This is a genomic window from Rhodoblastus sp. (assembly GCF_052145335.1).
Taxonomy (GTDB): Bacteria; Pseudomonadota; Alphaproteobacteria; order Rhizobiales; family Beijerinckiaceae; genus Rhodoblastus.
In genome coordinates this window covers 1-11,019 of the sequence record NZ_JBKQOU010000043.1, presented here as the reverse complement: position 1 = coordinate 11,019, position 11,019 = coordinate 1, and the positions used below count along the sequence as shown (strand labels likewise).

Sequence of the window (11,019 nt, the reverse complement as noted above, 5' to 3'; positions counted from 1 at the left end):
GGCTGTTTTCCGGCATGAGCGCGCTGGAAAACCTCATCATCGCGCAGCACGTCGCTTTGACGCCGGCTTCGGGGTACGGGTTTTTCGGCCTGATCGGCCTGCCGTCCTATCGTCGCGCCGAAAAAGTCGCCGTGGATCGCGCGAAAATATGGCTGGAGCGCATTGGTCTGCTCCATCGCGCCGACGATCCGGCCGGCGCCCTGCCCTATGGCGACCAGAGGCGGCTGGAAATCGCTCGCGCCATGTGCGCCAACCCGGCCCTGCTCTGTCTCGATGAACCGGCGGCGGGACTCAACGCCAACGAATCCCATGCGCTGGCCAGCCTTCTGCGCGAAATCCGCACCGAATCCGGCGTGTCGATCCTGCTGATCGAACATGACATGGCGGTGGTGATGGCCATATCGGATCATGTCGTCGTGCTCGATTATGGCCAGAAGATCGCCGATGGCTCGCCCGCGGAAGTGCGCGAGAGCCCGGCGGTGATCGCAGCCTATCTCGGCGTCGAGGACGAGGATGTGGGCCAGGTCGAGACCGAATTGGCCGGCCAGGGGGAATCTGCGGGAGAGCCCCGGCCATGACCGCGCTGCTCTCGATCAAGGGCGCCCAGGCCTTTTACGGCGCGGTGCAGGCGTTGCAGGGCGTCGATCTCGAAGTCGGCGCCGGCGAGATCGTGGCGCTGATCGGGGCCAACGGCGCAGGCAAATCGACGCTGATGATGAGCATTTTCGGCGCCCCGCGCCTGCGCGCCGGCCGCATCCATTTCGACGGGCGCGACATTACCGACCTGCCGACCCATGAAATCGCCCGGCTGTCGATCGCCCAGTCCCCGGAGGGCCGGCGCATCTTCGCCCGCATGACGGTCTATGAAAACCTGCAGATGGGCGCGGCCGTCGCCCACAACGACGGTTTTTCGCAAAATCTCGAACGGGTCTATGACATTTTTCCGCGTTTGAAAGAGCGCGCCGGCCAGCGCGGCGGCACCTTGTCCGGCGGCGAGCAGCAGATGCTGGCCATCGCCCGCGCCCTGATGAGCCGCCCGAAACTTTTGCTGCTCGACGAGCCGTCGCTCGGCCTCGCGCCCTTGATCTGCAAGCAGATTTTCGAGGTGGTGCGCCGCCTCAACCAGCAGGAAGGGCTGTCGGTCTTCCTGGTCGAGCAGGACGCCCATCATGCTTTGAAACTCGCCCATCGCGGCTATGTCATGGTCAATGGCGCCATCACCATGCAGGGACCGGGAGCGGAACTGCTGCGAGACCCGAAAATCCGCGCCGCCTATCTCGAAGGAGGCGGCCATTGAACACTGACTTTGTGATCGGCGATCCGCACGTCTTCATCGGCGTCACTTTGGTCCTCGGCGGGCTGGCCTCGTTCGCCGCCGGCCGCGGCGTCGCCAAAAGCTGGCGGCCTCTTTGGCTGCTGGCGCTCTATGGCCTGCCTTTGGCCTTCGCCATGCGCTTTCTGCACTGGTCGCTGTTCGGCGAACCGCTCGCAGCGCCGATGGCGGCGCTGATCGCCTATGCCTGGACGCTTTGCGCGCAAGGCATCGCGTGGCGGGTCACCCATGCCGCGCTGGTGAAACGGCAATATCCCTGGCTGGCGCGATAAATCCCGGGACTTGCGCCCGATTTCCGGCGCGGAACCGGCGCCAGCCGAGGGGCGTTGTCAATTCGAGTGGAAAGTTGAGCGCCTGACACCGCTCGTACAGCGACATTTCGACGTTTCAACTGCAATCCAGAACTCGGGAGGGCGTGGAAATGTCGAGAATTTTTGCAAGTGTGCTGGCTGTTTCATTGGCCTTGGTCAACATGACCAGCGGTTCCGCCCAGGCGGCGCCGACGGGCCTGCCGAAGCCCGTCCTCGCCTCGTCGCACATCCAGACAATCGCCTATCGCCACTATCACCACCATATCCATCATCACTACCACCACGCCTATCATCATTACTATCATCACCGCCGCTATTACGGCGGGGGCGACCCTGCGGCGGCCGCGATGTTCGGGGCGGTGGTCGGCGGGCTGTTGAGCGGCGGGTGCTACGGTGACTGCGGCTATTACGGCTACGACGGTTACGGAGGCTATGGGGGCTACTACGGCGGCGGTTATGGCGGCGGCTGGCGGCACGGCGGCTTCCATGGCGGCTACCATGGCGCGCGTGGTTTCGGCGGGATCCATGCCGGCGGGTTCCATGGCGGCGGCTTCCACGGCGGAGGCTTTCACGGCGGCGGCTTCCACGGCGGCCATCGCTGACCACCTTTAGGTGGCAGGCGTCATGAAATAGGTCGACAACCGGCTTGACCGACGGCAAACTCCGGCCCGTTCGCCAATCGGCTTTCTGAGGAAATTTCATGCAAGGTAAAATTTTGGCCGCCGCTCTGGCCGCGGTGCTGCTGTCGGGCGTCGCTCACGCGCAGATCAAGATGGGCGTCGGCGGTCCGATCACGGGCTCCGACGCGGCTTTCGGAGCGCAATTGAAGAACGGCGTCGAACAGGCGGTGTCGGACATCAATTCCGGCGGCGGAATCATGGGTCAGAAGATCGAACTCAGCGTCGGCGACGACGCCGGCGACGCCAAGCAGGGCCGCTCCGTCGCCAATGAGTTCATCGGCGAAGGCGTGACCTTCGTCGTCGGCCATTTCAATTCTTCCGTCACCATGCCCGCTTCCGACGCCTATAACGAGGCCGGCATCCTGGAAATCACCCCCGCCTCGACAAATCCTCAGATCACCGAGCGCGGCCTGCCGATGTTGTTTCGCACCTGCGGCCGCGACGACCAGCAAGGCGCCGTCGCCGCGGCCTGGCTGATCGCGCATGACAAGGACAAGAAGATCGCCATCGTCCACGACAAATCGACTTACGGCAAAGGTCTCGCCGACGAAACGCGCAAGGCGCTGACGGCGGCCGGCGTGCACGACGTGCTCTACGAGGGCCTCAACAAAGGCGAGAAGGATTATTCCTCCATCGTCTCCAAGATCAAATCGGTGGACGCCGATATCGTATTCTTCGGCGGCCTGCATACCGAGGGCGGGCTGCTGGTGCGCCAGATGCGCGACCAGGGCGTGAAGGCGGTGCTAATGGGTGGCGACGGCATCGCCAGCCAGGAATTCGCCGCCATCGCCGGACCGGGCGTGGTCGGCACGCTGATGACCTTCCCGCCGGACCCGCGCCAGCGCCCGGAAGCCTTCACCGTGGTCAAGGCTTTCGAGGCCAAGCATTACAACCCGGAGACCTATACGCTCTATTCCTACGCCGCCGTGCAGGCGATCAAACAGGCGATGGAGAAAGCCCATTCGACCGATGCGGCGGTCGTCGCCAAGACCCTGCACGAAGACGGGCCGTTCAAGACGGTGGTCGGCGACCTCTCGTTCGACGCCAAGGGCGACGTCACCCGCGCCGATTACGTCGTCTACGAATGGCGCCAAGGCGCGGATGGCAAGATCACCTATGCTCAAATTGAGAAATAAGGTCAGATATAGATTATACGCACTTGATATAAGGACGTTATTTTTAGCAGACAGACGCAATGCTCGCTGCGGCGCGCCTCAAAAACCCCTCATGCTGAGGAGGCCCTGAAAGGGCCGTCTCGAAGCACGATGGTGTCCTAGGCCGCGACATTTCCGGCCTTTGACAAAGGGCTCGCGGATTGCCCATTGGTTCGAGACGGCGCCAATGGCGCCGCTCCTCACCATGAGGGGGAGCGGTGGTCCGTCGCTCACCCCAGCGTCGCCAGCCCCGGAAAGGTCTGCAGCAGCCAGAAACTGACGCTCTGGATGCCACCGGTCAGGAACATCACGCCCGTCACCACCAGCAGTGCGCCGACGATTTTTTCGACCTTGCCGAAATGCGAGCGAAAGCGCTTCAGGAACAGGATGAATGGCTCCATCGCCAGCGCCGCCAGCACGAAAGGCAGGCCCAGCCCCAGCGAATAGGCGGCGAGCAAAGTCGCGCCATGCGAAACTGTCGCCTCCGAGGAGGCCACCGCGAGGATCGCCGCGAGAATCGGGCCGATGCAGGGCGTCCAGCCGAAGGCGAAAGCCAGTCCCATGACATAGGCGCCCCAGACGCCGACCGGCTTTTCGACGCTGACGCGCTTCTCCCGATAAAGCAGATGGAAGCGGAAGACGCCGAGAAAGTGCAGGCCCATGGCGACGATCGCCACCCCGGCCAAAGCGGAAAACAGCGGCAGATGCTGGCGCATGGTCTGCCCGACCACCGAAGCGGTCGCGCCGAGCAGAACGAAAACCGTGGAAAAGCCGAGCACGAACAATACGGCCGCTAACAGCATGTCGCGTTCGGCGCGGCGCTCGCCGCCTTCCGCCAGTTCCTCCAGCCCGGAGCCGGCGATGAAGGTCAGGTAGGGCGGCACCAGCGGCAGCACACAGGGGCTGAGAAAGGACAAAAGTCCCGCCAGGGCCGCCGCCGACATCGTCACATTGCTTGTCATTTCCCGGTCCCGTCTTATTCGCTTTGAACTGAAAGCTTATACGCTAGAATTTATCAAGCGTTTCAGCGAGCCAGGATTTGCCATTGCGCAATCTCATTACCGATGTCGCCGGCATAAAAGTCGGCTCCGCCCATGATCCGGCGCTTGCTTCTGGCGTCACCGCGCTGATCTTCGACGCTCCGGCGACCGCTTCCATCGCCGTTTCCGGCGGCGGGCCGGGACTGCGCGACGCGGCTTTGCTGGAGCCGGAAATGACCGTGGAACGGATCGACGCCCTAGTGCTGTCCGGCGGCTCCGCCTATGGCCTCGATTCGATGGGGGGCGTGCAGTCCTTTTTACGCGAGAACGGGAGGGGCCTCGAGGTCGCGGGGCAACTGGTGCCCCTGGCGCCGGGCGCGATATTGTTCGACCTCGCCAATGGCGGCGACAAGAATTTCTGGGGCCAACCGACCTACTGGCGGCTGGGGCTGGAAGCGGCCAAAGCGGCGGCGGAAAATTTCGCCTTGGGCACCAGCGGCGCCGGCTATGGCGCTACGCTCGCCGATCTCAAGGGCGGCCTCGGCTCTGCCAGTGTCGTGACGGAAGAGAGTTTTACCGTCGGCGCCCTGGTCGCCGTCAATGCCGTCGGGCAGGCGACCATCGGCGACACCCGGCATTTCTGGGCCGCACCCTATGAGCGCGACGGGGAATATGGCGGCTGCGGCTGGCCGGCGGCCTTCGCGCGGGAGCACCTCGTCCTGCAAAGCAAGGGCGTGGACCCGCAAAACACCACCATCGCCATCGTCGCCACCGACGCCGTTTTGACCAAGCCTCAGGCCAAGCGCATGGCGATCATGGCGCAGGACGGCGTCGCCCGGGCTCTGAGGCCGGTCCATGCGGCGCAGGACGGCGACACCGTCTTCGCCGCCGCAACGGGAGCGAGCCGCCGGGAAGCCGATATTTTCGCCCTGACCCGGCTGGGCGCGGCGGCGGCCGATTGTCTCGCCCGCGCCATCGCCCGCGCCGTTTATGAGGCCACGCCCCTGCCCTTCACCGGCGCCAAGCCGAGTTGGCGGCAGAAATTCGGCGGGTGACTCCCTTTTTTATTTACCCGTGCCGCCGACGCGCTTTTGCTGTGGATGGACGAAGATCGAATTCGACAGTTCTTCACGGGTCAGCGTGCCGGTCTTGTCGGCGTCGATGCGGTCGAATTCCGCCGACATGAAAGACATGTATTCGTCTTTCGAGACTACGCCGTTCTTGTCCTTGTCCATCAGGAGAATAATTTCCGCGACATTTTCATGTTCCGCATAATGCCGGCCATGCGCGTAAACCGAGCGCGAAAATTCCCGGTGGCTCAGGCCGCCGCTCTTGTCGGCGTCGACGCGGTCGAATTCCGCCGATGCGAATTGCATGAACTCGTCCTTGGTGACGACGCCGTTCTTGTCCTTGTCCATCATGCGGATGAGCTGCGAGACCTTTTCATATTCCGCCGAATGCCGGGCATGGTGGGCGGCGGAAGCTCCCGAACAGGCCATGAGGGCGAAAGCCAGACCTGCGCAGGCGACGATGGCTTGTTTCTTGAACATCGGCTTCACTCCGAAAGAGAATCTGTATCGACAAACGCTTAAACTAAACGATGGCTTTATTGGTTCAAGGACAGACGCCATAGACTTTGTGCCACAAAGAATTTCTAACGAACGTAAATTGTGGAGCTCATCTCTGTTTATCAATATCTTGCGCCGGAAGATCGCGAAAAATTCCTCGGCGTCTCGCCTAGAACAGCCTTATCGCCGGCCCCGGAAATCGGTATGGATTTCTTACGCGCCGAGCCGGCATAAGCGGCGGCCGATTCGGTGGCCGGCCCGTCGCGCCTTGCCACAATGGACGAGGTTGCAACATGACCTTCGCGGGCTGGGCCGAAATCATTCTCGTTCTGGCGGCGGTTGTCGCCGTCGCCTGGCCGCTGGGCGATTTCATCGCCGCCGTCCTCAACGGTCGCCACACCTTTCTGACCCCGCTCCTCGCGCCGGTGGAAAAGTCGCTTTACGCAATGACCAGCGTCGATCCCGCCGAGGAGCACGATGCTCCGGCCTATACCTTTTCCATGCTGGTTTTCGGCTTTCTCTGCTTTCTTGCGCTTTATGCGATCCAGCGATGTCAGGCTTTCCTGCCGTTTAATCCGCTGTCGCGCCCCGCCGTGGCGCCCGATCTCGCCTTCAACACCGCCATCAGCTTCATCACCAACGCCAATTGGCAAGCCTTTGCCGGCGAAACGACGATGAGTCATTTCACGCAGATGGCCGGCCTCACCACCCATAATTTTCTCGATTCCGCCGTCGCCATCGCCATGGCCTTCGGCCTGATGCGCGCTTTCGTGCGCCATGAAGCGGCGACGATCGGCAATTTCTGGGTCGATCTCACCCGCGCGACGCTTTACGTGCTGCTGCCTTTGTCCTGCGTCGTCGCCTTGCTTTTCGTCGCCCTGGGCGCGCCGCAGACTTTGCTCGGCGCCATTGATGCGACGACGCTGGAGGGCGCGAAACAGAGCATCGCCATCGGCCCGGTCGCGGGACAGGAGGCGATCAAACTGCTCGGCAATAATGGCGGCGGCTTTTTCAACGCCAACTCGGCGCACCCGTTCGAAAACGCCGACGTGCTCACAAACATGCTGCAGAACTGGAGCCAGCTCGTGCTGCCGACGGCGCTGGTTTTCGCCTTCGGCCGCGCCGTCGGCGACGCCCGTCAGGGGTTAGCGCTTTTAGCCGCCATGGCGCTGATTTTCCTCGCCAGTCTTCTCATGCTCTATACAGCCGAGACGGCTGGCAACCCGCTGCTCACAGCGCTCGGCCTCGACCCCGCCTCCGGCAATCTTGAAGGCAAGGATCTGCGTTTCGGACAGGCCGGGGCGGCGCTCTTCGCCGTCTCCACCACAGGCACGGGAACCGGCGCCGCCAACGCCACTTTCGATTCGCTGACCCCGCTCGGCGGACTGGTCCCGATGTTCAACCTCCTCGCCGGCTGCATCGCGCCGGGCGGCGTCGGATCGGGGCTTTACAGCCTGCTGCTCCTCGCCGTCATCACCGTGTTCCTCGCCGGACTGATGGTCGGCCGCACGCCGGAATATCTCGGCAAGAAAATCGAGGCTAGAGAAATGCGACTCGCGCTGCTGGCGCTGCTGATCCAGCCGACGCTCGCGCTCGGTTTCGCCGCTGTCGCCGCCAACCTGCCCACCGCCCTTGCAAGCCTCGGCAACGCCGGCCCCCACGGCCTTTCCGAAATCCTTTACGCCTATGCCTCGACCGCCGCCGACAATGGCTCAGCTTTCGGCGGTCTGGCGGCGAACACGCCGTGGTACAATGTTTCCACCGGCATCGCTTTGCTGCTCGGCCGTTTCGCCCATGTCATTCCGCCACTGGTGATGGCCGGCGGTCTGGCGGCGAAAAAAAGGGCCAAAGCATCCGCAGGCACTTTTCCCACCCACGGCCCGCTTTTTGTGCTTCTCTTGCTGGGCGTGGTGCTGATCATCACCTTGCTGCAATTCTTTCCCGCCATCGCGCTCGGACCGTTGGCCGAACATTTTGTTGCCGCCAGCGGCAGGACTTTTTGAGGGGGCCGCATGGGCAGGAATGTTCGGCGCGCCCAGGCGCTGCTGCTGGCTTTTGGCCTCGGAGCGCCCGCCATGGCGCAAACGCTCGCCAATGCGCCGGACAAGTCGGCCTTCAGCTTGTTCGACCCGACGCCGGACGCCGACCTGCGCTCCTTCTGCACGGACCGCCCGCCCAAGGCCAACCTGCCCTGCACCGTCGACGCCGGCCACTTCCAGTACGAAGCCGACGTCGTCAACTGGGCGCAGACGCAATATGGCGGCGTCACCACCAACACCGCGCTTTTCGCCAATCCGACACTGAAACTCGGCCTGACCAGCCGGATCGATTTCGAACTGAACATCGATCCGGTCGAGACGGTGACGACCAGAACCGCGCTGGGTCAAATGCGTTTCACCGGCGTCGGCGATCTGTTCCTGCGCACGAAAATCAATCTGGCCGGCCCGGAAGGCGGCGATTTTCAGGCGGCGGCGATTCCCTATATGAAGGCGCCGACCGCAGCGGCGGGAATCGGCAATGGCGCGCTGGAGGGCGGCGTCATCGCGCCCATATCCTTCGCTTTGCCGAAGGACTTCACCCTGCTGTTCGATCCGGAAGTCGATTTCTTGCGCAATGCGGGCAATGACGGCCGCCACGCCAATATCCAGTTCCTCGGCAATATCAGCCATGCCTTGACCAGCGACGTCACCGCCTATTTGGAATTGTGGGGCCAGGCGAGCGAAGACCCGACCAATCGCTCGCTTCAGTCGTCCCTCGACCTGTCGCTGTCATGGATCGTCTGGCAAAAACTGCCCAATCTGCAATTCGACGCCGGCGCCTTTATTGGATTGACCCCGGCGACGCCGCGGATTCAGGCTTTTCTGGGCGTATCGCAGAGGTTTTAGCTCGCACTCGCCCAATGTCGCGCGCATCGTTGTATGGCTCCGCTTTAGGTTAGCTTCCCGTTTTCACGAAAACATGAACGACTTTCAAAGGTGTTGAAATCCGGTTGCGCAGGCATTGCCCGGGAACGCTAGTTGCGGCGCCTTAGGCAATGAAACGGATGGGAGGTCCAAGCCTGATCATTGTGGCAAGCGCGGATTTGAGAGGCCGCCGCGAGGCGTCTTTCGGTTTTTTCACGGCTCGCTCGCTGAAACGATATTTACAGCCCGCGCGCCCAAGCCGGACGCAGCGGCGCCGCTTCCGGCGCGGCGATGGCCGAACGCAATTGCTGCAGCAGCCTTGGCTTGTCCGCTCCAAGCGTCCCTTTCAGGATCAGCCAGTTGGAGGCGTGGTCGCTGCGAAACACCGTCCGCTTCAGCTCCAGCTTGGACAGGAACAACTCCATTTCCCGCATCAGGCCGGGGACGGAAAGCGGCTCCCAGCCGGGAAAATTTTCACGCAAGCGGGCCTCGCCCTGTGGAAAGCTGACCACCAGAGTGGCCAGGAATTCGGGCTGTGCGGCGTTGGCCAGCGCCGCCGAGTTCAGCGCGTGCTGCCGCGACAGCGCCTCGCCGCCAAGACCGTTGAGGATCATCACCGAGCGCTTGATCCCGGCCTTCCCCAGCTTTTCCAGCGCCTCGCGGGTGCTGTCGAAAGTCTCGCCCTTGTTCACCCTCGCCAGCACTTCGTCGTCGCCGGATTCGGCCCCGACGTAGACTAGCGACAGCCCGAGCTCCGCCAATTCACGAAGCTCCGCCGCCGATTTCTTGCGCAGGTTGCGCGGCAGGCAATAGCTCGACACCCGTCGCACCCCCGGCAGGTCGCGGCGGATCGCTTCGAGCACCGTGGCGAGGCGGCGGACCGAAAGCGTCATCGCATCGCCGTCGGAGAGGAAGACGCGCTTGACGCCGGCGCCCATTTCCTCGCCGCAGCGCTTGATGCTTTCGAGAACTTCCTCCTCGCTGCGCGGGCGGAAGCGCTTTTGCGGGGCGGTGTACATTTCGCAGAACGTGCATTTGTTCCACGAGCAGCCGTCGGTCAGCGGCAAGATCAGCGAATCCGCTTCGCTCGGCGGGCGATAGACCGGTTCGACATAGCGGACGGGGATGAAATTCATGCGCGAGGGCCAGCTTTCCGGGAAGGGCAACGGCGCAATTCTAGCGCAAAAGCAGCGACAACAGGAAATATTCGGGCGCCACGCTCGTTGCCGAACGATGGCGCCCCTGCCTGATCGGCGCGGCCCTTAAGCTTTTGCTCAGGTCTTCGGCGCGCCGGTGTGGATGATCGTCCCGACATGCTCGCCACGCAGCGCGGCGGTGATGCGGCCGGGGACGAGCCCGTTCACCACTTGCACATGCGCGAGGTGGCGCGCGTTGGCCATGACTTCGAGCAGCGCGGGGTCGAACGGCGTCGTGCCCTTGAGCTTGGCGAGTTCGACGGCGGTCGTCTCGCCGATGAACTTCGCCTTGTCACCGCCGTCGCCGTTGGGGTCGATGTCATAGACCCCGTCGACGTCCTCGACGATGGTGAGGCCGGCCGCACCGAGCGCGTCGGCGAGCAGGAACGCGCCGGTGTCGGCCCGGTGAGTCGGGATGCGCGAGTTGGGGAACTCGTGGTGGTGATAGGGCGGAAAGGCGCTGCCAACGACCGCACGGGCGGCCGAGAGATGGATCGCCAGCTGGCTCGCGATGGTCGGGTGCTCGACATAGGAGACGCCCTCCGGCGCGAGCAGCGAAGCGAGCATGTGGCCGTTCTGGCCGGCCTCGCTGGCGGCGAGCGGGGCGAGAGACCCGACCGGCAGGCCGAGGTCGAGGCCGACGCCGTAAAGGTGGCGGGCGCGGATGCCGGCGCCCGTCAGTATGAGCAGGCGGTGCTCGGGCAGCAGCTTTCGCAATTCGTCGACGACAGGCAGGATCGCCTCGTGGCCGCGATCCATGATGGAGCGGCCGCCGATCTTCACCACTTGCAGCCAGGGGAGGATGCGGACCGGGCGCCTGCCGGCGACAGGGCGCGTGAGTTCCTGGTCGAGAAGGGTCTGGCGCGCGAGCGGCGAAGCGACGTGCTTGATGGT

The 11,019-nt window shown here is 63.5% G+C and carries 12 protein-coding genes; 8 read left to right on the top strand and 4 right to left on the bottom strand.

What is annotated here, in order from left to right:
* From ACLP2E_RS02815 to ACLP2E_RS02795, 5 genes are all read left to right on the top strand, one after another.
* Nucleotides 1-578: ABC transporter ATP-binding protein (locus ACLP2E_RS02815; RefSeq protein WP_442465095.1), on the top strand; the 578-nt coding region annotated here is incomplete at its 5' end.
* Nucleotides 575-1,297, top strand: a complete 723-nt coding sequence (locus ACLP2E_RS02810; RefSeq protein ID WP_442465094.1) for an ABC transporter ATP-binding protein — start codon at nucleotides 575-577, stop codon at nucleotides 1,295-1,297. The genes ACLP2E_RS02815 and ACLP2E_RS02810, both read left to right, overlap by 4 nt.
* Entirely contained in the window at nucleotides 1,294-1,605 is a 312-nt protein-coding gene (locus ACLP2E_RS02805; protein ID WP_442461285.1) for a DUF6867 family protein, read from the top strand. Before ACLP2E_RS02810 ends, ACLP2E_RS02805 begins: the two co-directional genes overlap by 4 nt.
* 149 nt (nucleotides 1,606-1,754) lie before the next feature.
* Nucleotides 1,755-2,246, top strand: coding sequence for a hypothetical protein (locus tag ACLP2E_RS02800; RefSeq protein ID WP_442461283.1), 492 nt, complete (start codon nucleotides 1,755-1,757; stop codon nucleotides 2,244-2,246).
* A 98-nt stretch (nucleotides 2,247-2,344) separates the two neighbouring features.
* Nucleotides 2,345-3,460 carry a branched-chain amino acid ABC transporter substrate-binding protein gene (locus tag ACLP2E_RS02795; RefSeq protein ID WP_442461282.1) on the top strand — a complete coding sequence of 372 codons (1,116 nt, stop codon included), beginning with the start codon at nucleotides 2,345-2,347 and terminating at the stop codon, nucleotides 3,458-3,460.
* Between the two features lie 248 nt (nucleotides 3,461-3,708).
* On the opposite strand, the gene ACLP2E_RS02790 is transcribed toward ACLP2E_RS02795, so the two are convergent.
* On the bottom strand, nucleotides 3,709-4,440 hold the full coding sequence (locus tag ACLP2E_RS02790; RefSeq protein ID WP_442461281.1) for a cytochrome c biogenesis CcdA family protein: 732 nt from the start codon (nucleotides 4,438-4,440) through the stop codon (nucleotides 3,709-3,711).
* A gap of 83 nt (nucleotides 4,441-4,523) precedes the next feature.
* On the opposite strand from ACLP2E_RS02790, the gene ACLP2E_RS02785 reads away from it, so the two are divergent.
* Nucleotides 4,524-5,513: a P1 family peptidase gene (locus ACLP2E_RS02785; RefSeq protein ID WP_442465093.1), complete on the top strand. Its 990-nt coding sequence runs from the start codon at nucleotides 4,524-4,526 to the stop codon at nucleotides 5,511-5,513.
* Nucleotides 5,514-5,522: 9 nt separating this feature from the next.
* Here ACLP2E_RS02785 and ACLP2E_RS02780 read toward each other — a convergent pair whose 3' ends face one another.
* On the bottom strand, nucleotides 5,523-6,008 hold the full coding sequence (locus ACLP2E_RS02780; RefSeq protein ID WP_442461280.1) for an EF-hand domain-containing protein: 486 nt from the start codon (nucleotides 6,006-6,008) through the stop codon (nucleotides 5,523-5,525).
* A 311-nt stretch (nucleotides 6,009-6,319) separates the two neighbouring features.
* Here ACLP2E_RS02780 and kdpA point away from each other — a divergent pair, with 311 nt between their 5' ends.
* Both kdpA and ACLP2E_RS02770 read left to right on the top strand, forming a co-directional pair.
* On the top strand, nucleotides 6,320-8,029 hold the full coding sequence (gene kdpA, locus ACLP2E_RS02775; protein ID WP_442465092.1) for a potassium-transporting ATPase subunit KdpA: 1,710 nt from the start codon (nucleotides 6,320-6,322) through the stop codon (nucleotides 8,027-8,029).
* Between the two features lie 9 nt (nucleotides 8,030-8,038).
* On the top strand, nucleotides 8,039-8,911 hold the full coding sequence (locus tag ACLP2E_RS02770; protein ID WP_442465091.1) for a transporter: 873 nt from the start codon (nucleotides 8,039-8,041) through the stop codon (nucleotides 8,909-8,911).
* A 257-nt stretch (nucleotides 8,912-9,168) separates the two neighbouring features.
* Here ACLP2E_RS02770 and ACLP2E_RS02765 read toward each other — a convergent pair whose 3' ends face one another.
* Together ACLP2E_RS02765 and ACLP2E_RS02760 are read right to left on the bottom strand one after the other, a co-directional pair.
* Entirely contained in the window at nucleotides 9,169-10,065 is an 897-nt protein-coding gene (locus ACLP2E_RS02765; RefSeq protein WP_442465090.1) for a radical SAM protein, read from the bottom strand.
* 138 nt (nucleotides 10,066-10,203) lie between these two features.
* Nucleotides 10,204-11,019 (bottom strand): amino acid kinase family protein (locus tag ACLP2E_RS02760; protein WP_442465089.1); only part of this gene is annotated, 816 nt, incomplete at its 5' end.

What these genes read in the sequence shown, in the direction of transcription:
- ACLP2E_RS02810 (WP_442465094.1), top strand. Translation starts at nt 575, where the DNA reads ATGACCGCGCTGCTCTCGATCAAGGGCGCCCAGGCCTTTTACGGCGCG.
- ACLP2E_RS02800 (WP_442461283.1), top strand. Translation starts at nt 1,755, where the DNA reads ATGTCGAGAATTTTTGCAAGTGTGCTGGCTGTTTCATTGGCCTTGGTC.
- ACLP2E_RS02795 (WP_442461282.1), top strand. Translation starts at nt 2,345, where the DNA reads ATGCAAGGTAAAATTTTGGCCGCCGCTCTGGCCGCGGTGCTGCTGTCG.
- ACLP2E_RS02790 (WP_442461281.1), bottom strand. Translation starts at nt 4,440, where the DNA reads ATGACAAGCAATGTGACGATGTCGGCGGCGGCCCTGGCGGGACTTTTG.
- ACLP2E_RS02780 (WP_442461280.1), bottom strand. Translation starts at nt 6,008, where the DNA reads ATGTTCAAGAAACAAGCCATCGTCGCCTGCGCAGGTCTGGCTTTCGCC.
- kdpA (WP_442465092.1), top strand. Translation starts at nt 6,320, where the DNA reads ATGACCTTCGCGGGCTGGGCCGAAATCATTCTCGTTCTGGCGGCGGTT.
- ACLP2E_RS02770 (WP_442465091.1), top strand. Translation starts at nt 8,039, where the DNA reads ATGGGCAGGAATGTTCGGCGCGCCCAGGCGCTGCTGCTGGCTTTTGGC.
- ACLP2E_RS02765 (WP_442465090.1), bottom strand. Translation starts at nt 10,065, where the DNA reads ATGAATTTCATCCCCGTCCGCTATGTCGAACCGGTCTATCGCCCGCCG.